Source organism: Streptomyces sp. NPDC005262 (assembly GCF_042872425.1).
Lineage (GTDB): Bacteria > Actinomycetota > Actinomycetes > Streptomycetales > Streptomycetaceae > Streptomyces.
In genome coordinates this window covers 52,794-77,072 of sequence record NZ_JBIAKK010000008.1, presented here as the reverse complement: position 1 = coordinate 77,072, position 24,279 = coordinate 52,794, and the positions used below count along the sequence as shown (strand labels likewise).

The 24,279-nt window shown below is 70.0% G+C and carries 19 protein-coding genes; 7 read left to right on the top strand and 12 right to left on the bottom strand.

Features of this window, described 5'->3' with window-relative positions; translation table 11 throughout:
• Nucleotides 1–10: 10 nt before the first annotated feature.
• Nucleotides 11–811, bottom strand: a complete 801-nt coding sequence (locus tag ACFYP5_RS21075; protein ID WP_389038101.1) for a crotonase/enoyl-CoA hydratase family protein — start codon at nt 809–811, stop codon at nt 11–13.
• A 167-nt stretch (nt 812–978) separates the two neighbouring features.
• Between ACFYP5_RS21075 and ACFYP5_RS21070 the strand changes: the two genes are divergently transcribed.
• The 3 genes from ACFYP5_RS21070 to ACFYP5_RS21060 all read left to right on the top strand — a co-directional run bounded on the left by ACFYP5_RS21070 (nt 979) and on the right by ACFYP5_RS21060 (nt 4,977).
• A complete protein-coding gene (locus tag ACFYP5_RS21070) occupies nt 979–2,607 on the top strand; it encodes an acyl-CoA synthetase (RefSeq protein ID WP_389038098.1) in 1,629 nt (542 codons plus the stop codon).
• Between the two features lie 193 nt (nt 2,608–2,800).
• Complete coding sequence (locus ACFYP5_RS21065; RefSeq protein WP_389038095.1) at nt 2,801–3,889, top strand: nitrous oxide reductase family maturation protein NosD; 1,089 nt, start codon at nt 2,801–2,803, stop codon at nt 3,887–3,889.
• Between the two features lie 35 nt (nt 3,890–3,924).
• Nucleotides 3,925–4,977 carry a methyltransferase gene (locus ACFYP5_RS21060; RefSeq protein WP_389038092.1) on the top strand — a complete coding sequence of 351 codons (1,053 nt, stop codon included), beginning with the start codon at nt 3,925–3,927 and terminating at the stop codon, nt 4,975–4,977.
• Between the two features lie 93 nt (nt 4,978–5,070).
• Here the strand turns inward: ACFYP5_RS21060 and ACFYP5_RS21055 are convergent, their stop codons facing one another.
• The 7 genes from ACFYP5_RS21055 to ACFYP5_RS21025 all read right to left on the bottom strand — a co-directional run bounded on the left by ACFYP5_RS21055 (nt 5,071) and on the right by ACFYP5_RS21025 (nt 10,352).
• The gene (locus ACFYP5_RS21055; RefSeq protein WP_030928982.1) at nt 5,071–5,403 is read right to left on the bottom strand and encodes a TcmI family type II polyketide cyclase; all 333 of its coding nucleotides are present in this window, start codon (nt 5,401–5,403) and stop codon (nt 5,071–5,073) included.
• Nucleotides 5,404–5,456: 53 nt separating this feature from the next.
• Nucleotides 5,457–5,936 carry an SRPBCC family protein gene (locus tag ACFYP5_RS21050; protein ID WP_389038088.1) on the bottom strand — a complete coding sequence of 160 codons (480 nt, stop codon included), beginning with the start codon at nt 5,934–5,936 and terminating at the stop codon, nt 5,457–5,459.
• Nucleotide 5,937: 1 nt separating this feature from the next.
• Nucleotides 5,938–6,195, bottom strand: a complete 258-nt coding sequence (locus tag ACFYP5_RS21045) for an acyl carrier protein (RefSeq protein ID WP_267007028.1) — start codon at nt 6,193–6,195, stop codon at nt 5,938–5,940.
• Nucleotides 6,196–6,211: 16 nt separating this feature from the next.
• A complete protein-coding gene (locus ACFYP5_RS21040) occupies nt 6,212–7,462 on the bottom strand; it encodes a ketosynthase chain-length factor (protein ID WP_389038085.1) in 1,251 nt (416 codons plus the stop codon).
• Nucleotides 7,459–8,727, bottom strand: coding sequence for a beta-ketoacyl-[acyl-carrier-protein] synthase family protein (locus tag ACFYP5_RS21035; protein WP_389038082.1), 1,269 nt, complete (start codon nt 8,725–8,727; stop codon nt 7,459–7,461). Before ACFYP5_RS21035 ends, ACFYP5_RS21040 begins: the two co-directional genes overlap by 4 nt.
• A complete protein-coding gene (locus ACFYP5_RS21030; RefSeq protein WP_030928998.1) occupies nt 8,724–9,158 on the bottom strand; it encodes a cupin domain-containing protein in 435 nt (144 codons plus the stop codon). Before ACFYP5_RS21030 ends, ACFYP5_RS21035 begins: the two co-directional genes overlap by 4 nt.
• Before the next feature lie 75 nt (nt 9,159–9,233).
• On the bottom strand, nt 9,234–10,352 hold the full coding sequence (locus tag ACFYP5_RS21025) for a SchA/CurD-like domain-containing protein (RefSeq protein ID WP_389038079.1): 1,119 nt from the start codon (nt 10,350–10,352) through the stop codon (nt 9,234–9,236).
• A 269-nt stretch (nt 10,353–10,621) separates the two neighbouring features.
• On the opposite strand from ACFYP5_RS21025, the gene ACFYP5_RS21020 reads away from it, so the two are divergent.
• Entirely contained in the window at nt 10,622–12,250 is a 1,629-nt protein-coding gene (locus ACFYP5_RS21020; protein WP_389038076.1) for an FAD-dependent oxidoreductase, read from the top strand.
• Nucleotides 12,251–12,286: 36 nt separating this feature from the next.
• Here the strand turns inward: ACFYP5_RS21020 and ACFYP5_RS21015 are convergent, their stop codons facing one another.
• Complete coding sequence (locus ACFYP5_RS21015; protein WP_389038073.1) at nt 12,287–13,810, bottom strand: alpha/beta fold hydrolase; 1,524 nt, start codon at nt 13,808–13,810, stop codon at nt 12,287–12,289.
• Nucleotides 13,811–13,999: 189 nt separating this feature from the next.
• Between ACFYP5_RS21015 and paaK the strand changes: the two genes are divergently transcribed.
• A complete protein-coding gene (paaK, locus tag ACFYP5_RS21010) occupies nt 14,000–15,289 on the top strand; it encodes a phenylacetate--CoA ligase PaaK (RefSeq protein ID WP_389038660.1) in 1,290 nt (429 codons plus the stop codon).
• A 128-nt stretch (nt 15,290–15,417) separates the two neighbouring features.
• Here the strand turns inward: paaK and ACFYP5_RS21005 are convergent, their stop codons facing one another.
• A complete protein-coding gene (locus tag ACFYP5_RS21005; protein WP_389038070.1) occupies nt 15,418–16,926 on the bottom strand; it encodes an acyl-CoA synthetase in 1,509 nt (502 codons plus the stop codon).
• Nucleotides 16,927–17,075: 149 nt separating this feature from the next.
• Here ACFYP5_RS21005 and ACFYP5_RS21000 point away from each other — a divergent pair, with 149 nt between their 5' ends.
• Entirely contained in the window at nt 17,076–19,487 is a 2,412-nt protein-coding gene (locus tag ACFYP5_RS21000; protein WP_389038067.1) for a penicillin acylase family protein, read from the top strand.
• 52 nt (nt 19,488–19,539) lie between these two features.
• Here the strand turns inward: ACFYP5_RS21000 and ACFYP5_RS20995 are convergent, their stop codons facing one another.
• Together ACFYP5_RS20995 and ACFYP5_RS20990 are read right to left on the bottom strand one after the other, a co-directional pair.
• Complete coding sequence (locus tag ACFYP5_RS20995; RefSeq protein WP_389038064.1) at nt 19,540–21,090, bottom strand: acyl-CoA synthetase; 1,551 nt, start codon at nt 21,088–21,090, stop codon at nt 19,540–19,542.
• The gene (locus ACFYP5_RS20990; protein ID WP_389038062.1) at nt 21,087–22,196 is read right to left on the bottom strand and encodes an NAD(P)H-dependent flavin oxidoreductase; all 1,110 of its coding nucleotides are present in this window, start codon (nt 22,194–22,196) and stop codon (nt 21,087–21,089) included. The genes ACFYP5_RS20995 and ACFYP5_RS20990 overlap by 4 nt, the downstream gene beginning before the upstream one ends.
• Before the next feature lie 182 nt (nt 22,197–22,378).
• On the opposite strand from ACFYP5_RS20990, the gene ACFYP5_RS20985 reads away from it, so the two are divergent.
• Nucleotides 22,379–24,238: a serine hydrolase gene (locus tag ACFYP5_RS20985; RefSeq protein WP_389038060.1), complete on the top strand. Its 1,860-nt coding sequence runs from the start codon at nt 22,379–22,381 to the stop codon at nt 24,236–24,238.
• Nucleotides 24,239–24,279 lie beyond the last annotated feature (41 nt).

The window sequence follows — 24,279 nt, the reverse complement described above, 5'->3', positions numbered from 1 at the left end:
TCTCCTTGACTCAGGCGCGCCGGAAGACGGGCGGGCGCTTCTCGGCGAAGGCGCGGGCGCCTTCCTTGGCGTCGGCGGTCGCGAATACCGGCCAGCCGCGCTTCAGCTCGGCGGCGAGCCCATCGGTCTCGGTCATCTCGGCGGTCTCGTAGACGGAGGCCTTGACGGCCTCGACGGCGAGCGGGCCGCAGGCATTGATCCGCTCGGCGACGTCGAGGGCCTGTTCCAGTGCGGTGCCGTCGGGGACGACTCTGCCGATCAGCCCGATGCGGGCTGCTTCGTCGGCGCTGTACGAGCGTCCGGTGAGGAGCATCTCGAGGGCGTGGGTGCGGGCGATCTGGCGCGGCAGCCGTACCGTCGAGCCGCCGATGGGGAACAGTCCCCGCTTGACCTCGAAGAGCCCGAAGGTGGCGCTCGCACCGGCGATACGGATATCGGTGCCCTGCAGAATCTCGGTGCCGCCCGCCACGCAGTGCCCCTCGACGGCGGCGATGACCGGCTTGCGGGGGCGGTGGTGGCGCAGCATCGCCTTCCAGTGCAGGTCGGGGTCGGCCGTCATCCGGTCGCGGTAGTGCTCGCCCTCCATGCCCTTGCCCGCGAGGGCCTTGAGGTCCATGCCGGCACAGAAGGAGCCTCCTGCGCCGGTGAGGACGACGGAGCGTATTCCGTCGTCCTCGTCCGCGGCCAGCCAGCCGTCGTACAGCCCGACCAGCATCGGCAGCGAGAGCGCGTTCTTCGCCTCCGGCCTGTTCAAGGTGAGCACCAATGTGGCGCCTTCGCGCTGCACGGTGAGGTGTTCCGTACCACCCATTGCCTGCCTCCCGTCTCCAGATCTAGAACAGGTTGCAGTAGGTGGGGGCCCAGTTCAATAGTTTTCTGACAGTCAGTCAGATTTCTTCGGCGGCGCCCCTTCCCAGTTGTACCGGTCGGCGCTCTAATGACCGCCGGACCACTCAGCATCCGGGGTCAGGAGGAACGGTGGAGTACAACCTTGCCGACCTGTTCGAGTCGGTCGTCGACGCGGTCCCGGATCGCGAGGCGCTCGTGTATCTCAACCATCCCGGTACGGGTGCCGAGCGGCGGCTCACCTATGCGGAGCTGGACGGCGCCGCCAACCGGATCGCCCACCACCTGATCGACGCGGGTCTGACTCCCGGCGAACATCTCGGGCTCCACCTCTACAACGGCATCGAGTACCTCCAGACCGTACTGGCCTGTCTCAAGGCGCGCATCGTTCCGGTCAACGTCAACTATCGGTACGTGGAAGACGAGTTGGTCTACCTCTACCGGGACGCGGATCTGGCGGCCCTGGTCTTCGACGCCGAGTTCGACGAGCGGGTCGCGGCCGCCGCACCGAGAGCACGCAAGCTCCGCCATCTCGTACGGGTCGGTACGCCGGCGGCGGGCGCCCCTGCTGCGGATGCCGTGCCGTTCACCGACGCCGAGGCGGCCGGGGATCCCGGGCGCGGTTTCGCGCCCCGGTCGGGCGATGACCAGTTCATCATCTACACCGGTGGCACCACGGGCATGCCCAAGGGCGTGATGTGGCGCCAGGAGGACCTCTTCTTCTCCGGTCTCGGCGGCGGCGCACCGACCGGTGACCCGGTGAAAACCCCGCAGGAGCTGGCCGAGCGGGTCGCCGCGGGCGGCGACGGCATCACCTTCTTCCCCACTCCCCCGCTGATGCACGGAACGTCGACGCTGACCGCGTTCATCGGGTTCAACTTCGGTCAGCGGGTCGTCGTCCATCGCAAGTACGTGCCCGAGGAGGTGCTCCGTACCATCGAGAAGGAGAAGGTAACCAGTGTGTCGCTGGTCGGAGACGCGATGCTGCGACCGCTGATCGACGCACTGAGGGGGCCGCTGAAGGGCACCGACTGCTCGTCACTGTTCTCCGTCTCCAGCTCGGGCGCGATCATGTCCGACTCGGTGCGCGAGGAGTTCCAGTCGCTGGTGCCCACCGTGATGCTGCTCAACAACTTCGGCTCGTCGGAGTCCGGCTTCAACGGCACCGCGACGGCCGACTCCGGTCCGGAGAACGGGTTCCGCATCCAGGTCAACTCCCGTACGGCGGTCGTCGACCCGGCGACGTACGAACCGGCGGCGCCGGGCGAACCGGGCCGGATCGCCCAGCGGGGCCACGTACCGCTCGGCTACTACAACGACCCGCGCAAGACCGCGGAGACGTTCTTCCGCAGGGACGGGGAGCGGTGGGTGCTGCTCGGCGACATGGCCACCGTCGACGCGGACGGCATCGTCACGGTTCTCGGCCGCGGCTCGCAGTGCATCAACACCGGGGGCGAGAAGGTGTACCCGGAGGAGGTCGAACAGGCACTCAAGGCCCATCCGGACGTGTACGACGCGCTGGTCGCCGGGGTGCCCGACGAACGGTGGGGAAACCACGTCGCGGCGGTGGTACAACTGCGGGAGGGAGCGGCCGAACCCTCGCTCGACGAGGTCCAGGCGCACTGCCGGACCCGTCTCGCCGGATACAAGATCCCCCGGCAGCTGGTGATCGCCCCGCGGATCCAGCGCTCACCCAGCGGCAAGGCCGACTACCGGTGGGCCCGCTCGATCGTCGCGCCCGGCCGCGGACCGCAGGTCTGAACGCCGGTCCTCGATCCCGGGCCCGGCCCGGTACGAGGACCGGCACCGAGCCGTGCAATCTCACCCGAGTGCGCCGCCGCGCGTCCACCACTTGTGCGCGGCGGCTGTTCCGGCGTAAGCCATTCGGGCACGTGATGTGTCCAACCGCTCACCCTGCGTGGCATCGAGCGGTGTTCGCCCATAGTTTCGGCTCATGGAGAAACGTCACACCAAACAGCTCTTGTGCCTCGCCGTGGCGGCCATCGCCGTGGGCTCCGCCGTGCCGGCCTGCACCGCGGCTGCCTCCCGTTCCGTGGATTCCGCAGTCGTGCGCGTGGTTCGTCCGGGCCAGTCGATCCAGGCCGCGGTGGATGCCGCCCGGTCGGGTGACACCATCGACGTCCGGCCCGGCACGTATCACGAAAGTGTCCTGATCAAGAAGGCGAACCTGACCCTGCGGGGTGCCACGGCCGGGACCGTGCTCAAGCCAGGCGCGACCGGGGCCAAGGCGGTCAACGCCTGCGCGAAGGCCGGAAACGGCATCTGCGTCCAGGGCACGTCAAAACATCCCGTCGACGGTGTGCGCATCCGCTCGCTGACCGTCTCCGGATTCAAGAAGAACGGAGTCTGGGCATCCTGGACCGACGGGCTGTCGGTCCGGCAGGTGACGTCCCGGTCCAACGGCATCTGGGGCATCGCCCAGGAGCGGTCCACCCGCTCCGACATCCGGGACAACACCGCCCGCTCCAACGGCGACGCCGGCATCTTCGTCGCGAACACCGTGGACGAGGAGGGTGGCGCAACCGACACCCGTGGCACCAAGGTCCAGGGCAACACGCTGACGGACAACCGGATCGGCCTCACCGCCCGCCGGGTCCGCAACCTCTCGATCCACAACAACACCCTCACCGGCAACTGCAGCGGTGTCTTCGTCGTGGGCGACGAGGGCAAGCCGCAGGCCGGGGCGATGTCCATCCACGACAACCGGGTCACCAAGAACAACAAGTACTGCGTCAAGACCGAGCGACTGCCCGCAATCCAGGGGTCCGGGATCATCCTCACCGGCACCGTGGACACCGATGTGCGCTCGAACACCGTAGAGAACAACGTGGGTGCCACACCGCTCTCCGGCGGGATCGTGCTGTTCAAGAGCTTCGTGGGCGCTCACAACACCGGCAACACCATCAGCGACAACCGGGCGATGGGCAACCGGCCCACGGACCTGACCAACCAGGAGACCACACAGCGCAACAGCTTCGCCCGCAACGTATGCGCGACGTCCGCACCGGCCGGAATGTGCTGACCCATGTCCCCCCGCACGAGGAGAAGCGAGACGGTATGACCACCGTGAGCACCACCCCCATCACCACCACCCCCCTCACCCCGCATCCGGGGATGCGACTGCGCGAGATCGTCTTCGGCGCGGCCTGCGCCGCCGCCGTGCGTGCGGCGGCCCGGCTGGGCGTCGCCGACGCGCTCGGAGAGACCCCCGCCGGAGCGGATGAACTGGCGGCGGAGCTGAGCGCCGAGCCGATGCCGCTGAAGAGGCTGCTGCGAGCCCTGTCCTGCTACGGGATCTTCGCCGAGACCGAGGACGGCAAATTCGTCCACACCGACATGTCCCGGCTGTTGCGCGAGGACGATCCGAACAGCCTGCGGTACATCTCCCTGTGGTGCACCGAGCCCTGGACCTGGGAGGTCTGGCCCCGCCTGGACGACGCGGTGCGCACCGGCGGGAGCGTCTTCCCCGAGGTGTTCGGAAAGGGGTTCTTCGACTACCTGCACCAGGACGCGCACGAGTCGGCCCAGGTCTTCAACCGGGCCATGACCACCTCCAGCATGCAGTCCGCGCTGGAGGTCGCCGAACTCCTCGACCTCGCCGAAGTGTCCGAGGTCGCCGACATCGGCGGCGGTCAGGGACACGTGCTCGCCAGCCTGCTGGAGAAGCACCCGTCCGTCCGCGGCACGCTGATGGATCTGCCGGGCGTGGTGGCGCGGGCCGACGCCCGGCTCCGGGACGGTGGTCCGCTCGCCGGACGGACCCGCATCATCGCCGGGGACTGCCGCGAGGAGATCCCCGTCCAGGCCGACCTCTACATCATCAAGAACATCCTGGAATGGGACGACGAGAGCACCCGCAGGACACTGCGCAACGTGATGACGTCCGCCCGCCCGGGCGCCCGGGTCGTGATCATCGAGAACCTGGTCGACGACACGCCGTCGATGCGGTTCACCACGGCCATGGATCTGCTGCTGCTCCTCAATGTCGGCGGAGCGAAGCACACCAGGGAGAGTCTGATGAGCCGGATGGCGGAGGCCGGCCTGATCGTCGGCGACATCAGTCCGGTCAACGCGTATCTGCACGCATTCGAATGCGTCGTCCCCGCCTGACCCGTTCACTCCTCGGACCGTGGAAGCTTCGGGCCGTGGAAACGCCCCGGGTCCGGCTCTCGAGCCGGACCCGGGGCAATCGCTCATTCCTGCTCAGGCGGTGGAGTCCCGCTCCCACCGGTAGAACTCGTGCGCCATCGCGTCCTTCGGACCACGCCAGGTCTTCGGGTCGTACGGGCTGATGAATGCGGTGAGCTTGTCGCTGAGATCCTGGAACTCCGGGTGCTGGTGCACCTTGGCGATCTCCGGACCGGGCGGGCGGTCGGACTCGATCAGATGCAGGTACACGTCACCGAACTGGAACAGCTTGCGCCGGGTGACGCCGACGAGATGCGGCAGTTCACTGCCGTCCGAGGCGGCGAACAGTTCGGCGATGTCCGGCGCCGAATCCGGCGCCATACGGGCGACGATCAGAGCATGGTGCATCGAGAGGATGCCTTTCTGGTACCCGCCGGGCGGCGGGGTGGACGGGCGGAACGTCAGCGGGCGCTGACGGGGGCGGTGCGCCGCTCACGGTCGCGCTGCTCGATCTTGTCCCGGATGAGTTCCATCTGGACGCGGCAGTTGCGGTTGATGTTGTCGGTCATCCACGCGTCGTCGACGGGTGCGTCGGGCCGCATCGCGAAGTCCTGTTGCCAGTGCAGCTTGGTGCCGCCGGGGACCTCCGAGTACACCCAGCGGATGTTCATGTGCTGGAAGGGGCCGGTCTCGACCCGGCGAGCGATGACCATCCGCGCGGCGCGGTCGGTGGTGCGCTCGGATACCCAGCTCCAGACCTTGTCGTTCTCGTCGGGGTGCATGGTCAGCCGGAACTTGGTCCTCTCGCCGTCCCGCTCGAGGACCTCGACGGACGCGTACTCGCTGAAAAGTCGCGGCCAGTTCTCGAGGTCGTTCGTCACGTCCCAGACGAGGTCCAGGGGGGCGGCGATGGTGATCTCGTTCTCGGTGTGTCCGGACACTTCAGGCTCCTGTCACGAGGGTGTTGTTGACCAGGTCGAGGAATTCACGGGGGGTCTTGCAGCGGTCCGCGTCGGCGGGGAGCGCCTGGCCGTGCCGGTTCTCCAGCACACCCACGATGCCGAGGAGGCCGAGCGAGTCCAGGCCGAACTCGTCGAAGCCGGACGCGGGCCGGCTCTCCATCTCGCTGGGGTCGACGGTGACTCCCGCGCCCTTCTTCATCAGCGCGGCCAGCTCCTGGTACGTCAGTGGATTGGTCATGAGGGGCTTCTCCTTCTCACGCGTGGGTGTCGGTGGGGTGCCGCAGCACGATCGCCGCGTTCGATCCCATGAGGCCGCGGCTCAGCACGAGCGCCGTCCGCAGCTCGGCGGGGCGCGCCCGGCCGGTGACCACGTCGAGGTCGTGGCACACGTCGACCACATTGGGGGTGGGCGGTATCAGACCGTCCTCCATGGCCAGCACTGCGGCAGCCACGTCCAGCACCGGCGCTCCGCAGTAGGCCCTGCCGATCCCGCTCTTGGGCGCAGTGACCGGTACGCGCCTGCCGTGGGCGCCGAGCGCGTCGGCGATGGCCAGCGCCTCGGCCCGGTCGGCCGCCGGTACTCCGAGCGCGTCCGCGAAGATCACGTCGATCTCCTCCGGCGCGCAGTCGGCCTCCCGGAGCGCACCGCTGATCGCCCGGGACAGGCCCTCCCTGGACTCCGCCCACCGGGACGCCCCGGTGAACGTCGCCGCATGGCCCGCCAGTTCGGCCCTGACCTTGGCCCCGCGGCGCAGTACCGCTCCCTCTTCCTCGACCACGAGCATGGCGCCGCCCTCGGCCGGCACGAAGCCGCAGGCGTCGGCGGTGAAGGGGCGGTACGCCCGTGCGGGGTCGTCGCAGACACTCAGGTCCTCGTAGCCGAGCTGGCAGACGACCGAGTACGGGGCCAGGGGAGCCTCGGCCGCGCCGACCACCACCGCGTCGGCGCCGCGACGGATGGTCCGGGCGGCGTGCGCCAGCGCGTCCAGGCCACCCGCCTCGTCGCTGGCGACGACGGCGCAGGGCCCCTTGAAACCGCCCCGGATGGAGATCTGGCCGGTGCTGGCGGCGTAGAACCAAGCGATGGACTGGTAGGGGCCGACGTACTTCGACCCCTGACCCCACAGCCGTTGCAGTTCGCGCTGGCCGAACTCGCCGCCGCCCGACCCGGCGGCGGTCACCACGCCCACGCCGAACGGGGCGTTCTCGTAGTCGGCCCGGCCGAGCCGGGCGTCGTCGAGCGCGAGATCCGCCGCGGCCATCGCGAAGTGCGTGAACCGGTCGGTCTGTACGAGGTAACGCTCTTCCACCAGTTCCACCGGGTCGAAGCCCCGGACCTCACCGGCGACCCGCAGCGGCAGATGTTCGCAGCCTTCGCGGGTGACGCGGTCGAGGACGTTTATCCCTTCCAGCGTCGTCTTCCAGAACGATTCCGTGGTCGTGCCGTTGGGGGCGACGACACCAATACCCGTGACGACGGTGCGCCGGGCCTCTCGGACGTTCATCGTGTCCTCCCGCCTGTTCTGGTCAGGGCCACCGCGGACTGGAAACCCCCGAAGCCGCTGCCGACCGACAGGACGCTGCGCAGCTTCATGGGACGTGCGGTACGCGGCACGTAGTCGAGGTCGCATTCGGGGTCGGGGGTCTCGTAGTTCGCCGTCGGTGGCACTGTCTGGTTGACCAACGCAAGGACGCAGGCGGCGATCTCGATGGCACCGATGGCACCGAGTGAGTGACCGACCATGGACTTGATGGAGCTCATGGGCACTTCGTAGGCGTGTGCGCCCAGGGCACGTTTCACCGCGGCCGTCTCGTGCCGGTCGTTCTGCTTGGTGCCGGAGCCGTGCGCGTTGACGTAGTCGATCTCCGAACCGTCGATACGGGCATGACCGAGGGCCTGGTTGATGGCCTCGGCCATCTCCCGTCCCTCGGGAGTCAGCCCGGTCATGTGATATGCGTTGCCGAAGGTGGAGTAGCCGGCGATCTCGCAGTACACGGTCGCTCCACGGGCGCGGGCGTGTTCCAGCTCCTCCAGGACGAGCACGGCTCCGCCCTCGCCCATCACGAAGCCGTCCCGGCGGGCGTCGAACGGCCGGGAGGCGTGCTCCGGGTCGCTGTTGTTCGCCGAGGTCGCCTTGATCGCGTCGAAACAGGCCACCGTGATGGGGGTGATCGGCGAGTCGGACGCGCCGGCGATGCAGACGTCGACGCGGCCCTCCTCGATGGACTGGAAGGCGTACCCGATCGCGTCGAGGCCGGAGGTGCAGCCCGTCGAAACGGTCTGCACCGGGCCGTGCGCGCCGACCTCCTCGGCCACCGCCGAGGCGAGGGCACTGGGCGAGAAGGCCCGCTCCAGGTGCCGGCCCGCCGGGCGGTGGTCGACGTCCCAGCGGGCGCCGCTGCCGCTGACGGCGACGTAGTCGTGTTCCAGTCGGGTGGTGCCGCCGACCGCCGTACCGAGCGAGACGCCGATCCGCCAGGGGTCCACCTTCTCCAGGTCGAGACCCGCGTCGCCGAGGGCTTCCCGGGCGGCGACCAGCGCGAACTGGACGTACCGGTCCGCACGGGCGATCTCCTCCTCGTCCAGACCGTGCTGTGCCGGGTCGAAGTCGCACTCGGCGGCGATCCGGGAGCGGAACCCGGCCGGGTCGAAGAGGGTGATGCCCCGTGTCGCGGTGCGTCCGTTCGCGAGGAGGTCCCAGAAGGCCGGCGCGCCGATTCCGCCCGGGGCGACGACGCCGACCCCGGTGACCGCCACGCGCCGCGTCATGAAGCGGCCTCGGCTCGTTCTGGCGGCGCGGCCCGGTCCGCTGTCTCGGTGTGCTCGGTGTCGACGTGGCCGAGCTCCGGGCGCGGGGCGAGCGGGCCGAGATGGAAGACCATGCGCGCTTCCACATCACCCACGTTGCGGAAGCGGTGGCGTACGTGCGGAGGGATCAGCAGACCCTGGTCGGGCCGCAGGGCATGCGGTTCACCGTCCAGGTCCACCTCCAGAAGACCGTTCACGACGTACACGAACTCCTCGGAGTACGGGTGGTAATGCTCTCCGATGCGGTCGCCGGGCTGCACGATGGCCAGCCCCATGAAGCCGCTGGTGGCGCCCACCGCAGTCGGCGTGAGCATGGCGCGCAGATCGCCTCCGCGCCTGCGGTTGGGCTGGGTCTCACTGAGGTCCACGATGCGTGGCCGGTGCGTGGTCATGGCTGCTTTCCTCCTGGCGCAGTGCGCGTGATGGTGACGGGTTGAGCGAGAACCCCCCAGGTGCTGACGCGCGGTTCAGGACTCCGCGGCCCGCCGATCGGTGATCAGCTTCATCTCGGCATGCTTGATGAAGCGGGAGATCTCCCGGTCGTTCGTGGGGACGGCGTTGGCGTCCTCGTCGAGGAGGCGTCCGAGTCGGGCCACCTTGCCGGGTCCGTCGACCCCGACCGCCTGGGCGGCCTGGGCGTCGAGCGGGCCGACGGCCTCGAGGAGCCGGACGACGATGTCGTCGCGCTGGAAGATGGTGCTGCTGTCGATCGGGCTCGTCGTGTCGCCGGCGGCCTCTTCGTCGTAGCCGGCGAGGAGCCGGGCGAGCGCCATGCCGCAGCCCTCCTTGGCCTGGTAGAAGAGCGCGTGCCGGCGGATCTCGTCGGGGTTGTGCCGGCCCCTCGTCACGTGGTGGACCGTGGGGAGCGCCGCCCGGGTGAAGAACATCCGGGCCGAGTTGGGATCGGTGAGGTCCCGGTCCTGCTCCAGGTACGGGTTGATGGCCTCCTCGACGGCCCTGACCTCGGGCTGCCGGGAGACGTGACGCAGCGCCGCGAGGAGGTCGCCCTCGACCTCCACCGCGCGTACGACGCGGTTGCCGTGCATGAACAGCGAGGTCCGGCGCAGCCGGGTGTGCTCGTCGACCCGCGACTGCGGTGAGTCGTAGTCGGCGAGGATCTTGGCGACGACCTCCTCGGTGCCCGGCCTGACGGTGAACGTGAGCGCGTGGCGGACCACACCGTCACCCAGCCGCGGCGAGGCCTGCAGGCCGCCCTTGGCCGACTCGGGCAATGCGTCGAAGGCGCTGCCGGTCTCGCGCAGGATGCTGTAGCGCAGCGAGCGGGTGTCGCGCACGCAGCTGTGCAGGGGCTGGACCGTCTTGACGTGTTCCTCGCTGTTGACCCAGGCGAGGAAGGGCGGCGCGCTCTCCCATTCGCTGGTGATGAGCCATTGGGAGGGGTTCTCGATCGACTGGCACAGCTGGTCGCTGATGTGTCCGGGGACGGATGCCACTTGGTTGCGCATGTCCTCATACGCCTCCAGGAATTGCTTCTGGGCTCCGTCGTGCAGATCGAGCAGCAGAACGATCCGCAGCCTGGAGCCGTCGAAGGCGGACTGCGAGATCCGTTCCGAGAGGGTGGTCATGGTTGCGCTCTCCTTCGAGACGGTGCGGTGGCCGTATCGGTCGGCCGGCCGTCGGTTGTCGAGTGGAATCGGAGCGGGGCTTCTCCCGGCGGATGTGTACGGTCCGCCCCCGGACCGCGGGCATCTCTCCGTGACCGATCGTGAAACGCTGGTCCGGCTGACGCGAGATTTATGAACCGTTCAGGTGAGCAGCGCTCCGGCGGCCGTCCGAACGGCTCCCACGAGGGCATGGACAGTGCATCTGCACAGCGTCCTAGCGGGAGCAACTGATGAACGAGAACGTCGACCACCGCGTACCAGTCCTCATCGTGGGAGGCTCGCTGGTGGGCCTGTCCGCATCGCTCTTCCTCGGCAGGCTCGGCATCGAGCATCTGCTGGTCGAGAAGCACGCGGCCACCTCCACCCATCCGCGGGGGCGCGGCAACAACGTCCGGACCATGGAGGTGTTCCGCACGGCGGGGGTGGAGCAGCGGATCCGGGAGGCAGCCTCGGTCCTCGCCGACAACCATGGCATCCTCCAGGCGGGCTCGCTGACCGGCGACGACCAGGAGTGGCTGTTCAAGGAGATCGACCCAGGTGGCGGACTCGCCCGGTTCACCCCGAGCGGCTGGTGCCTGTGCAGCCAGAACGATCTGGAGCCGGTGCTGCTGGCCCAGGCCCGTGAGCAGGGCAGTGATCTGAGGTTCTCCACCGAGCTGCTCAGCTTCGACTCGGACGGGTCAGCGGTGGACGCGGTGCTGAAGAACCGGGAGACCGGTGAGCACACGACCGTCCGCGCCGATTACCTCATCGCGGCCGACGGCCCGCGCAGTCCGATCAGGGAGCAGCTGCGGATCGGCCGGTCGGGCCCCGGCGACCTGTTCCACAACGTCAGCATCACCTTCCGGTCCAAGAAGCTCGCCGACGTGCTGGGCGACCGGCGGTTCATCGTGTGCTACCTCACCAACCCGGAGGCGGACGGCGCGCTGCTGCCGGTGGACAACGAGCAGGACTGGGTGTTCCACGCGCCGTGGAAGCCGGAACAGGGCGAGACCCTCGAGGACTTCACCGACGAGCGGTGCGCGGACCACATCCGCCGGGCGACGGGCGCCCCGGACATCGATGTGGAGATCACCGGCAAGGCCCCGTGGCACGCCGCGGAGCGCGTCGCCGACCGGTACGGCTCCGGGCGGGTGTTCCTGGCCGGCGACTCGGCCCACGAGATGTCCCCCACCGGGGCGTTCGGCTCCAACACCGGTATCCAGGACGCGCACAACCTCGCCTGGAAGCTCGCCGCCGTGCTGCGCGGCGAGGCCGGCCCGGGACTGCTCGACACGTACGAGGCGGAGCGGCAGCCGGTGGCCAGGGCGACGAGCGAGCGGGCCTCCGCCCGATCCGCGGAACACAGCCACCCGGGTTATGCCCCGCCTCCCGGTGCGGGCGGCGGGAAGCAGGGCGGCCTGCTGCCCGTGGCACTGGGCTACCGCTATGTCCGTGGCGCCGTGGTCGGCGTCGACCCCGAGCAGCCCGTGGTGCCCCGCGGATTGCAGCTGACGGGTGACCCCGGCTCCCGGGCCCCGCATCTGTGGGTCCGTCAGTCCGGTGAGCGCAAGTCCACACTGGATCTGTACGAGCGTTCGTTCGTGCTCCTCTGCGACGGCTCGGATGTCGCGTGGCGCCGTGCGGCCGTGCGTGTCGCCGACCGGCTGTCGCTCCGGCTCGACGCGTTCGGCATCGGCTCCGGATCCGATCTGGAACCGGAGAACGGGGCGGACTGGGCCGAGGCCCACGGTACGACCGCCGAGGGCGCGGTGCTGGTGCGCCCCGACGGCTTCGTGGCCTGGCGGTCCGCCGGTTCCGTGGCCGACCCCGAGGCGACCCTGCACGGGATCCTGACCACCCTGCTCAGCCGCGACTGACTACGGCGGAGTCCGTCGGGACCCGTCGCCGACGTCTCAGTCCATGCCGAACGACCGTAGCGCCACCAGGAATTCGGCGGGCCGGGCGGTGTGGACGAGATGTCCGGCGTCGATGGTGACGAACCGGCAGTCGCGTATCTGCCGTGCCATCCGGGCGAGTTGATCCTGTGGGAGGTGGCTGCCGGGGCCTCCGCCGATGACGAGTGTCGGGGCCGTGATGTCGCCGAGGCGCTCACGGCCCGTCGGATCGGGGTCGTTGAGCTGGGCGTCGATCGACGGGACGACCGGCCAGTCGAAGTCGAGCTCCTGGTCCGGGCGTTCGGCAGGCGGACGCGGCGGGTCCAGCGGGATGAGCGTCGGAGCTTCCTCGATGACGAGTCTGCCGATCAGGCCGGGTTCGCGTTCGGCGAGCAGATAGGCGGCGGCGCCGCCCATCGAGTGCCCGACAACGGTGGCGCCGGCCAGATTGCGGGCCTCCATGAACGCGTGCAGATCGTCGCGGAACAGCTCGAATGAATAGCGGCCGGTCCAGTCGCTGAGGCCGTGCCCGCGGAAGTCGAGTGCGTACACCCGATGGTCGGCGGCGAGCTGTTCGGCGATCTCCGTCCAGTCCCGGCTGTCGCCGCCCCGCCCGTGGGCGAGGACCACGGGCGGGGCGGACGGATCGCCCCAGACGCGGTAGGCGAGCCGTATGCCGCCCGCCTGCACGCTGTGCACCTCGGGGTCGAGGAACGCACGGACGGTGCGGACGAACGCGCCGGGGTCGTCGAGCCACGGGAAGTGCGCGGCACCGCGCTGCACGGCGAACTCGGCGTGCGGAAAAAGCGCGGCCAGTTCGGCGGCGCGGTCGGGGGTCGGTGCTGCGTCGTACTCCCCCGCGAGGACGAGCACCGGGACCGGCAGGTCGTGCAGCGCGGCAACCGTGGCCGCCGTGTCGAAGGCGCCGTCCTGGTGGTAGACGGCCATCGCCCCGGCATTGCACTGTGCCGCTTTCCCGGCGGCATGCGTCCGAGCCGCGGCCTCCCACCGTCCGTAGGCGAACGGCTCGACCGCCGCCCACTGCTCGCTCCCGCCTCGTCCGGCCCGGATTTCCTTCAGTGCCGAGACTCCGGCGTCGTACCAGGGTTCGCCGCTGCGCAGTGCGAAGGCTTCGGTCCGGTCCGGGTCGGTCGTCTCCACTCCGACGGCCCGGGTTCCCGGAGTGACGAGCGTGAGCGAGCGCAGCCGCTGCGGATACCGGGCGGCGTAGAGCTCGACCAGGTTGCCGGACGCGGAGTGCCCCAGCAGGTCGATGCGCTCCAGGCCCAGGTGTACGCGCAGCGCCTCGACGTCGTCGACGAGTCGATCGCAGCGGTACGTCGCGGGGTCGTCGGGCACCGCGGAGTCGCCCGTCCCCCGCAGATCGAGCATCACCAACTGCCGGTGGGCGGAGAGTCCGCCCAGGTCGCCGAGGTAGACGGCGGCCCGCATCGGCCCACCGGGCACACAGATCAGTGGCTCACCGTCGCCCTGGAGGTGGTAGGTGAGCTCGGTCCCGTCATATGTGTGAAAGAACGGCATGCACGCCATCCAAACAGGCACCGCGCCGGGCTGCACCGGTGTTCGGTGTGAGCGTATCCGCACCGCGGTTCGGCTCCGACCTGCACGATCGTGTCGCCCCCCTTGCCAGGTTGCGGATCATCCTGAATTACTGCTCCCGTAACGATCGACCGAATGATCGGTCGTCTGCTCGGGACGAGGGAGATCGGGATGACGGCTCTGCTGGACGCGGCGGAACGACTCGACCGCACGGAGCTGGAGGCGCTGCAGCTGGAGCGTCTGCGCGCCACACTTCACCATGCGTACGACCACGTCGGCTTCTACCGTGCGGCGTTCGACGCGGCGGGGCTGCGCCCGGACGACTGCCGCGGTCTCGCCGACCTGGCCCGCTTCCCGTTCACGACGAAGACCGATCTGCGGGACAACTATCCGTTCGGCATGTTCGCGGTGCCGGAGGGCCGGGTACGGCGCATCCATGCGTCCAGCGGGACCACGGGCCACCCCACCGTCGTCGGCTACACCCAGGCAGACCTCGACACCTGGGCGGACGTGGTCGCCCGCTCGATCCGTGCGGCCGGCGGCCGCCCGGGCCAGAAGGTCCATGTGGCCTACGGGTACGGGCTGTTCACCGGCGGACTCGGGGCACACTACGGAGCGGAGCGCCTCGGCTGCACAGTAATCCCCGCTTCCGGCGGCATGACTGCCCGCCAGGTGCAGCTGATCCAGGACTTCCGGCCGGAGATCATCATGATCACGCCGTCGTACATGCTCACACTCCTCGACGAGTTCGAGCGGCAGGGCGTCGATCCCCGTACGACATCGCTGAACGTCGGGCTATTCGGTGCCGAGCCGTGGACGCAGGAGATGCGCCGGGAGATCGAGGAGCGGTTCGCCATCGACGCGGTCGACATCTACGGCCTGTCGGAGGTGATCGGCCCGGGCGTCGCGCAGGAGTGCGTCGAGACGAAGGACGGACTGCACATCTGGGAGGACCACTTCTATCCGGAGGTCGTCGACCCGCTGACCGGTGAGGTGCTGCCGGAGGGCGAGGAGGGGGAGCTCGTCTTCACCTCGCTCACCAAGGAGGCCATGCCGGTGATCCGCTACCGGACCCGGGATCTGACCCGGCTGCTGCCCGGCACGGCCAGGGTCTTCCGGCGGATGGAGAAGGTCACCGGGCGCAGCGACGACCTGGTGATCCTTCGCGGAGTGAATCTCTTCCCGACCCAGATCGAGGAGATCGTCCTGCGTACACCCGGCGTGGCACCGCACTTCCAGCTCCGGCTGACCCGCGAGGGCCGGCTCGACGCGCTGACGGTGCGGGCGGAGGCGCGGGCGGAGTCGACGCCGGACCAGCGGGCGGCGGCAGCACTCGCGATCGCGACGGCTGTCAAGGAGGGCATCGGGGTGTCGGTGGGGGTCGAGATAGTCGACCCCGAGACGCTGGAGCGGTCGGTCGGCAAGTTCAAGCGGATCGTGGACGAGCGCGGCGGGCACTGAGCGCCTGCCGCCGGGGAGCGGGCGCCGCTCACCGACGGCGGATCGGGCGGGCACGGCGGTGTTCCCGGCCTCCGCACGGGCCGTCGACGTGTCGGGGTCCGTCGTCGGCATCGGCTGCGGCGCGATCGTCACCCAGGGAGCGCGAACCGGTCCCTGAGCTCGCGCTTGAGGATCTTTCCGCTGGCGTTGCGCGGCAGCTCGTCCACGAAGAGGACTCTCTTCGGGGCCTTGAAGTGGGCGAGCCGTTCCCGCACGTGGTCGAGCAGCTGCTGTTCCGTGGCGTCGGCGCGCAGGACCACGACGGCGGTGACGGCTTCGATCCAGCGCTCGTCGGGGAGCCCGACGACGGCGGTCTCCGCGACGGCGGGGTGGGTGTAGAGGGCATCCTCGACCTGGCGGGAGGCGACGAGGACACCGCCGGAGTTGATGACGTCCTTCACCCGGTCGACGACGGTGAAGAAGCCCTCCGGGTCCCGGACCGCCAGATCGCCGGAGTGGAACCAGCCGTCGCGGAACGCCTCGGCGGTCTCCTCCGGCTTGTCCCAGTAGCCCTCGCACAGCTGCGGGGAGCGGTAGACGACCTCGCCCGCCGTCCCGTCGGGGACCTCCTTGCCGTGCTCGTCGACGACTCGCGCCTCGACGAAGAGCACCGGCCGGCCGCAGGAGTCCATCCGGCCCTCGTGCTCGTCGGGCCCGAGGACGGTGGCGAGCGGGCCGATCTCGCTCTGCCCGAAGCAGTTGTAGAAGGATAGCGCGGGCAACCGCTCACGGAGCCGTTCCAGCACGGGAACCGGCATGATCGACGCCCCGTAGTACGCCTTGCGCAGCCCGCCGAGGTCGCGGGTGGCGAACTCCGGGTGATTGGCGAGGCCGATCCAGACGGTCGGCGGGGCGAACAGACTGTCCGCCTGCCCGGCCTCGACGAGGTCGAAGATCCGGCCGGCTTCGGGCGCGTCGAGGATGGTGTTCTCCGCGCCGACCGCGAGGTACGGCAGCAGGAAGACGTGCATCTGCGCGGAGTGGTAGAGCGGCAGTGAGTGGACGGGCCGGTCGGTGGGACGCAGATCGAGGGCGGTGATCGCACTGACGTACTCGTGGACCAGGGCGCCGTGCGTCATCATCGCGCCCTTGGGGAGCGCGGTGGTGCCCGATGTGTAGAGCAGCTGCACCAGGTCGTCGGCGGTCGGTTCGCGCCCGGCGGTGAAGGGGCGTGGGGTGGCGAGTTCACCGAGAAGGGAGTGCGGCGCGTCGCGCAGCGGACGTACCGCGAAACCGGCCGGGATCCGGTCGGCGAGGTCCGGATCGGTGAGGACGAGGGCGCTGCCCGACTGCTGCAGGATGTACGTCAGGTCTTCGCCGGTGAGATTCTGGTTGACCGGCACATGGACCAGGCCGGCGCGGGCGCAGGCGAGGTACGCGATCAGGTACGCGTCGGAGTTGTGTGCGTAGGAGGCGACCCGGTCGCCGGGGTGCAGGCCGTGCCCGTCGAGGAGGACGGCGGCCGCGGTGCTGACCGCCGTGTCGAGGGCCCGGTAGGTCCAGGACCGTTCGGCATACCGCACGGCGGTGCGATCAGGAGTGCGCCGGGCGCTGCGCGTCACGACGCCGTCGACTGTGGAGCTGCGTACACCTGTCATGGCGTGATCCTGTGCGGCCGGGGCCCGGTGGTCAAGTGCGGATACCGGCCTCGATGTTGACAGGGGTACGCGGGTGCTGGCTGAGTTGCGCGTGGCGCCTCGGACGATCCGAGCAACCGCCTTTCGTGCACGCACAGTTGGGAGGACCCTTGCCCCTCCGAAACCGTCTGAGACTTCTCGCGGTATCCGGTCTCGCTCTGTTCACCGTGTCGGCGTCCCTGCCACCGGCCGCGGCCGGTCCCTCGCACGGCCGGCACCCGTCGGGCGGCGGGCTGTCCGCCGTGATCCGCTACACCGAGTACGGCATCCCGCACATCGTGGCGAAGGACTACGCGGATCTCGGGTTCGGCAACGGCTGGGCGCAGGCCGCCGACCAGGTGTGCACGCTCGCCGACGGCTTCGTGACGCTGCGCGGCGAGCGGTCGAGGTACTTCGGTCCGGACGGCGCGCCGGACGGCTCGCTGTCCTCCGCGACGAAGAACCTCTCCAGTGATCTCTACTTCCGCGGGATACGCGACAGCCACACCGTCGAGAGACTGCTGAAGGTGCCCGCTCCGGCGGGGCAGAGCCATGAGGTGAAGGAGCTGGAACGCGGCTGGGCGGCCGGCTACAACGCCTGGCTGGCCCAGAACCGGATTACGGATCCGGCCTGCCGGGACGCCGACTGGGTGCGGCCGGTGACGGCCCTGGATGTCACGACCCGAGCCTTCGCGCTGTCCGTGCTGGGCGGTCAGGGCCGCGGCATCGACGGCATCACAGCGGCGCAGCCGCCGACGGGCGCGGCCGCGTCGCCCGGTGTCCCGCCCACGGACGCCGCGCAGGCGGCGCAGCGGCTGCTGTCCACGCAGAACGCGGACATGGGCTCCAACGCGGTTGCCTTCCGCGGTAGTTCGACGGCGAACGGGCGTGGGCTGCTGCTGGGTAATCCGCACTACCCGTGGCAGGGCGGGCGGCGGTTCTGGCAGTCGCAGCAGACCATCCCCGGGGAGCTGAACGTGGCGGGCGGTTCGCTGCTCGGCTCGGCGACCGTGTCGATCGGGCACAACGCGAACATCGCGTGGAGCCACACGGTCGCCACCGGTGTCACCCTCAATCTGCACCAGCTGACCCTCGACCCGGCGGATCCGACCGTGTATCTGGTGGACGGCCGGCCGGAGCACATGGTGGAGCGCACGGTCTCGGTGGCCGTGAAGGGCGGCGCAGCGGTGACCCGCACGCAGTGGTGGACCCGGTACGGCCCGGTCGTCACCTCGCTCGGTGCCGGGCTGCCGCTGCCGTGGACGGCGACCACCGCGTATGCGCTCAACGACCCGAACGCCACGAATCTGCGGTCCCCGGACACCGGTCTCGGGTTCAGCAGGGCCCGCAGCACCGCGGACATCCAGACCGCGTTGCGCCGCACCCAGGGGCTGCCGTGGGTGAACACCATCGCCGCCGATTCGTCGGGGCATTCGTTCTTCTCCCAGTCGCAGGTGCTGCCGAGGATCACGGACGAGCTCGCCCAGCGGTGCTCCACCCCGCTGGGCCGGGCGACGTACCCGTCGTCCGGGCTCGCGGTGCTGGACGGTTCGAGGAGCGACTGTGCGCTCGGTTCGGACCCGGACGCGGTGCAGCCCGGCATCTTCGGGCCGGGCCGGATGCCGACCGTCAAGGATGCCCCGTACGTCGAGAACTCCAACGACAGCGCCTGGCTGACCAACGCCGCCGCTCCGCTGACCGGCTTCGAGCGGGTCTTCGGTACGGTCGCCGCGCCCCGGTCGATGCGGACCCGGGGCGCGATCGAGGATGTGTCGGCGATGGCGGAGAAGGGCCGCCTCACCGTCGGTGACCTGCAGGACCAGCAGTACGCGAACCGCGCCCCGGCCGGAGATCTGGCCGCGGCCGACCTGGCGCGCGCCTGCGCCGCGCTGCCCGGCGGGCGTGCCGTCGGCAGCGACGGGACAGCCGTCGATGTCTCGGCGGCATGCGGTGTTCTTGCCCAGTGGGACCGGAGGGTCGACACCGGCAGCCGGGGCGCGCTGCTCTTCGACCGGTTCTGGCGCAGGGCCACGACGTTGCCATCGGCCGGGCTGTGGAAGGTGCCCTTCTCCGCCGCGGACCCGGTCCGTACCCCGAACACGCTGAACACCTCGGCCCCGGGTGTCACTTCGGCGCTCGCCGACGCGGTCGCCGAGCTGCGCGCGGCCGGGATCGCTCTGGACGCACCGCTCGGCGACCACCAAGGGGTCGTGCGGAACGGGAAGCGCATCCCGGTCGGCGGTGGTACGGAGTCCCTCGGCATCTGGAACAAGACGGAGCCGGTGTGGGACACGGCGAGTGGCGGTTACACCGAGGTGTCGGCCGGCTCCAGTTATGTCCAGGCGGTCGGCTGGGACGGCTCCAAGTGCCCGGTGGCCCGGACCCTGCTGACGTACTCCCAGTCGTCGAATCCGAAGTCTCCGCACTTCAGCGACCAGACCGAGCTCTACTCGGGTGAGCGCTGGGTGACCTCCCGGTTCTGCGAGAAGGACATCGCACGCTCGCCCGCACTGCGGGTGGTGCGGGTGCACGAGCACCGGTAGTCCGCTGCGGGCCGGTACCCCGCCCGGAGACGGCAGGGTACCGGCCCGTCGGTCACAGGGGCCGCCGGTGGCCTTCCCAGTACGGGTCGCGCAGCCGTCGCTTGTACAGCTTGCCGTTCGGATCGCGTGGCATCGTCTCGATGAAGTCGACGCTCTTGGGGCGTTTGTACCCGGCGAGCCGCTGTGCGCAGTGGGCGAGGATCTCGGTGGCGAACCCGTCGCCCGGTGGGTGTCCTTCGGCCGGTTCGACGACCGCCTTGACCTCCTCGCCCCAGTCGGCGTGCGGGATGCCGAAGACGGCGGCGTCGGCGACCGCGGGGTGGGCGAGGAGGGCGGCTTCGATCTCGGCGGGGTAGATGTTCACGCCGCCCGAGATGATCATGTCGATCTTGCGGTCGCGGAGGAAGAGATAGCCGTCCTCGTCGATGATGCCGAGGTCGCCGACGGTGAAGAAGTCGCCGATGCGGTTCTTCTCCGTCTTGGTCCTGTCCTTGTGATAGCTGAAGCCGCCGGTGCTCATCTTCATGTAGACGGTGCCCAGTTCGCCCGGCGCGAGGCGGTTGCCGTCGTCGTCGAAGACGGCGAGTTCACTGATCGGCCAGGCCTTCCCGACCGTGCCGGGCTTCTTCAGCCAGTCCTCGGCGGTGGCGAACGCCCCGCCGCCCTCGCTGGCGGCGTAGTACTCCTCGACGCACCGTCCCCACCAGTCGATCATGGCGCGTTTGACGTGGTCGGGGCAGGGGGCCGCGCCATGGATGGCATGCCGCATCGAGGTGACGTCGTACCGCTCCTTCACCTTGTCGGGCAGGGCCAGCAGGCGGTGGAACTGGGTGGGGACCATGTGCGTGTGCGTGCAGCGGTGGGCGTCGATGACCCGCAGCATCTCCTCGGGCGCCCACCTGTCCATCAGCACCAGGGGGTGCCCGATGTGCAGGGCGGCGCCCGCGAACTGGAGTACGGCGGTGTGGTAGAGCGGCGAGCAGACCAGGTGGACGTTGTCGTCGAACGGCCTGATGCCGAAGATGCCGAGGAATCCGCCGAGATGGCTCTCCTCCGGGAGCCTGCCGGGCAGCGGGCGGCGGATGCCGCGCGGCCGGCCGGTGGTGCCGGAGGTGTAGTTCATGACCCAGCCGAGTGTGCGGTCGTCGGGCGGGACGTAGGACTGCCCGTCGAGCAGGTCGGCGTAGGGGCGGAAGCCGTCGACCTCGCCGACGGCGTACCGGTGGCTCGCGGGCAGCTTCGCCTCGTCCGCGGCGGCGGTCGCGGCGTCGGTGAACCGCTCGTGCGCGATCAGCACCTTGGAGCCGGAGTCGGAGACGATCCAGGCGATCTCGGGGCCGACGAGATGGTGGTTGACGGGTACGAGGTAGAAGCCGGCCTGGGTGGCCGCGAGGTAGGCGGTGAAGAACTCGACGCCGTTGGGGAGGACGACGGCGAACGCGTCGCCCTGCCGGAGCCCTGCTGCACGCAGCCCGTGGACCAGGCGGTTGGCAGCGGCGTGCAGCCGGCCCGCGGTCCAGGTCTGCCCGTCGGGCGAGACGAGGACCGTACGGTCGGGGTCTGCTGCGGCCTGGGCCCAGAAGCCGTTCGCGGGCTGGTTCATGCGACGCTCCGTCCGGCGATGCGGTTGATCCGGTCCACGGCGCGTTCGAAGCCGCTGGTCAGGTCGTCGAAGACGGCCTGCACGCTGCGTTCGGTGTTCATCCTGCCGACGATCTGGCCTACGGGGGTGCCGAGCAGTGCGCCGGTCTCGTACTTCTGGATGCGGGAGACGGCCTCGGCGACCAGCAGTCCCTGGAGCGGCATGGGGAGCGTGCCGGGCCCCGAAGGGTCGTCCCAGGCGTCGGTCCATTCGGTACGGAGCTGACGTGCGGGTTTACCGGTGAGGGCGCGGGAGCGGACGGTGTCGCCGGAACCTGCGGCAAGGAGTTTGCGGGTCAGCGCGCGGGAGTGCAGGTCGGCCTCCTCGGTCGTCAGCCAGAGCGAGCCGAGCCAGACGCCCTGCGCTCCCAGGGCGAGTCCGGCGGCGATCTGCTCTCCGCTGCCGATACCTCCGGCGGCGAGGACGGGGAGCGGTCCCACGGCGTCGACGACGTCGGGGACGAGGACCATGGAGGCGATCTCACCGGTGTGGCCGCCCGCCTCGTACCCCTGGGCGACGACGATGTCGATGCCCGCCTCCGCGTGGTGCCGGGCGTGTCTGGCGCTCCCGGCGAGGGCGGCGACGAGAACGTTCCCGTCATGTGCGCGTTGCACGACGTCGGCGGGTGGCGAACCGAGTGCGTTGGCGAGCAGCTTGATGGGGTACTCGAAGGCGACGCCGAGCTGGTTGCGGGCGACCTCCTCCATCCATCCGGTGATCCGCCAGCCGGAGGCCTCGCCCTCGGCGAGTTCGGGTACGCCGTGCTTGGCGAGGGTGTCCTGGACGAACCGGCGGTGTCCGACCGGGATCATCGCCTCGACATCGGCCTCGGTCACCCCCTCCACCTTTCTGGCGGGCATGACGACATCGAGGCCGTACGGCTTGCCCTCGGTGTGCTCCTGCATCCAGTCGAGGTCGCGCGCGAGCTCGTCGGGGGCGGTGTAGCGGACCGCGCCGAGTACGCCGAACCCGCCGGCCCGGGTGATGGCCGCGGCCACCGCCGGGAACGGCGTGAAGCCGAAGATGGCGTGCTCGACTCCCAGTTTCTTGCTCAGCTCCGTCTCCATGGGCGGCAGGATGCCGCAGTCGGACATCCGAAGGAAGAGGTTTTCTGATGCAGTGTCAGATTCTTTGTGGCGCCGGGAGCCTCCGGGACGGCAGGGGTGACAGTAATCTCTGCGACGGCAGGAAGTTTCACCACAGGACTGGATGACGAAAGTTACTTTCACCCGGTAGGAAGGGGTTCCGGATGACCGAGGACGCAACCGGCAGAGGAATCAGCCGGCGCAGGCTGAGCGGCGGGATGCTGGCACTGGGCGGGGCGCTCGCCCTGGCACCGATTCCGTTCGCGGAGACGGCGTCGGCCATGGAGTCCGCGGCGGGATCGTCGGGGACACCGGAGGCGGCGGCATCGGGGCCGGGCGCGAGTGCCGCGCACGGCCGGCCGACGCTGCGGCGCGGTTCCGCCGCCCGCGCGGGCCTGTTGCAGGGTCCGCTGGACCAATTGGTCACCGACGCCGAGAAGTTCCTCGGCGCCTCCCCCAAGCACCCGTGGTTCGCGGGCGCGGTGCTGCTCGCGGGGCGCGGTGGCACGGTGGCCCTGCACCGGCCGATCGGCAAGGCGGTGCGGTACGCGGCGTACGACGAGAAGACCGACACCGGGGTGGAGTTCCCGGCGGACCAGCAGATCGCGATGGCCGAGGACACGGTCTTCGATCTGGCGTCGGTGTCGAAGCTGTTCACCTCGATCCTGGCCGTGCAGCAGATCGAGCGCGGGGCGCTGGAGCTGGAGGCGAAGGTCGCCTCGTATCTGCCCGACTTCGCGGGCGGCGGCAAGCAGGACATCACGATCCGTCAGCTGCTGACGCACACGTCGGGTTTCCGTGCCTGGATTCCGCTCTACAAGGCGCCGACGCGGGAGGGCAAGCTGGAGCTGCTGTGGAACGAGGTGCCGGCCAACCCGCCCGGCACCGTGTACCTCTACTCCGACCTCAATCTGATCTCGTTGCAGCTGGTCCTGGAGAAGATCACCGGCCGCACCGAGGATGTCCTGCTCCGCGAGGAGATCACCGCTCCGCTCGGTATGCACCGCACTCGTTACAACCCGCCCGCCGCCTGGAAGCCGAAGATCGCGGCGACCGAGGACGCCCGGCTGCCCTGGTCCGGCCTGGACCGCGGCCTCGTCTGGGGCGAGGTGCACGACGAGAACGCCTACAGCCTGGACGGGGTGGCGGGCCATGCCGGAGTCTTCTCCTGCGCCTGGGACCTGGCGATCCTCGCCCGAACGCTGCTCAACGGCGGCGTCTACGGGCACGCGAGAATCCTCTCCGACGAGTCGGTGGAGCTCCTGTTCACCGACTTCAACACCGCGTTCCCGGGGGACGCGCACGGGCTCGGCTTCGAGCTCTACCAGCACTGGTACATGGGAGCGATGGCCACCCCGCGCACCGCGGGCCACACCGGCTTCACGGGCACCAGCGTGGTCCTCGATCCGACGACCGACTCGTTCCTGATCGTGCTTGGCAACTCGGTCCACCCGGTGCGCACTTGGCGCTCCGGCAGCGCACCACGGGTCGCCACCGCGAACCAGATGGCGCGAGCGGTGGCGGTGCGCCCGGCCCAGGGCCGTACCGCCTGGTTCTCCGGCATGGCGAGCGCCGCCTCCGCCACGCTCGCACTGCCCGTGCTGCGTCCGGTGACATCGCGTGCCGCGCTGAGCTGCGCGCTGTGGTGGGACACCGAGCCGGGCTCCGACTTCTTGTTCCTCGAGGCCTCCTCGGACGCCGGGGCGAGCTGGCAGCCGGTGCCGTTCACCACCGTGCCGACGGAGGCCGAACACGACGGGACGGAGCCCGAACCGCATCCGGCCGGCTCCGTCTCCGGCTGGTCGGGCCGGGTCTGGCACCGGCTGGAAGCGGACCTTGCCGCCTGGCGCGACAAGGAGGTGCGGCTGCGGTGGCGGTACACCACGGACCAGCTGTACGTCGGACGCGGGGCGTACGTGGACGGCATCCGGGTCGAGGACCACGGCCGTACGGTCTTCGACGACAGCAGGTCCGCCGACGCGGGGCGTATCGAGGCCAACGGATGGACGGTGTCCGCGGACTGAGGCGGGCCGTCGCGCCCGGCGGGCGACGTTGAGCAGGGCCC

Bases quoted from the DNA above. Each gene is read 5' to 3' on its own strand.
- ACFYP5_RS21075 (WP_389038101.1), bottom strand. From the start codon at position 811: ATGGGTGGTACGGAACACCTCACCGTGCAGCGCGAAGGCGCCACATTG.
- ACFYP5_RS21065 (WP_389038095.1), top strand. From the start codon at position 2,801: ATGGAGAAACGTCACACCAAACAGCTCTTGTGCCTCGCCGTGGCGGCC.
- ACFYP5_RS21060 (WP_389038092.1), top strand. From the start codon at position 3,925: ATGACCACCGTGAGCACCACCCCCATCACCACCACCCCCCTCACCCCG.
- ACFYP5_RS21055 (WP_030928982.1), bottom strand. From the start codon at position 5,403: ATGCACCATGCTCTGATCGTCGCCCGTATGGCGCCGGATTCGGCGCCG.
- ACFYP5_RS21045 (WP_267007028.1), bottom strand. From the start codon at position 6,195: ATGACCAATCCACTGACGTACCAGGAGCTGGCCGCGCTGATGAAGAAG.
- ACFYP5_RS21040 (WP_389038085.1), bottom strand. From the start codon at position 7,462: ATGAACGTCCGAGAGGCCCGGCGCACCGTCGTCACGGGTATTGGTGTC.
- ACFYP5_RS21035 (WP_389038082.1), bottom strand. From the start codon at position 8,727: ATGACGCGGCGCGTGGCGGTCACCGGGGTCGGCGTCGTCGCCCCGGGC.
- ACFYP5_RS21030 (WP_030928998.1), bottom strand. From the start codon at position 9,158: ATGACCACGCACCGGCCACGCATCGTGGACCTCAGTGAGACCCAGCCC.
- ACFYP5_RS21025 (WP_389038079.1), bottom strand. From the start codon at position 10,352: ATGACCACCCTCTCGGAACGGATCTCGCAGTCCGCCTTCGACGGCTCC.
- ACFYP5_RS21020 (WP_389038076.1), top strand. From the start codon at position 10,622: ATGAACGAGAACGTCGACCACCGCGTACCAGTCCTCATCGTGGGAGGC.
- ACFYP5_RS21015 (WP_389038073.1), bottom strand. From the start codon at position 13,810: ATGCCGTTCTTTCACACATATGACGGGACCGAGCTCACCTACCACCTC.
- paaK (WP_389038660.1), top strand. From the start codon at position 14,000: ATGACGGCTCTGCTGGACGCGGCGGAACGACTCGACCGCACGGAGCTG.
- ACFYP5_RS21005 (WP_389038070.1), bottom strand. From the start codon at position 16,926: ATGACAGGTGTACGCAGCTCCACAGTCGACGGCGTCGTGACGCGCAGC.
- ACFYP5_RS20995 (WP_389038064.1), bottom strand. From the start codon at position 21,090: ATGAACCAGCCCGCGAACGGCTTCTGGGCCCAGGCCGCAGCAGACCCC.
- ACFYP5_RS20990 (WP_389038062.1), bottom strand. From the start codon at position 22,196: ATGGAGACGGAGCTGAGCAAGAAACTGGGAGTCGAGCACGCCATCTTC.
- ACFYP5_RS20985 (WP_389038060.1), top strand. From the start codon at position 22,379: ATGACCGAGGACGCAACCGGCAGAGGAATCAGCCGGCGCAGGCTGAGC.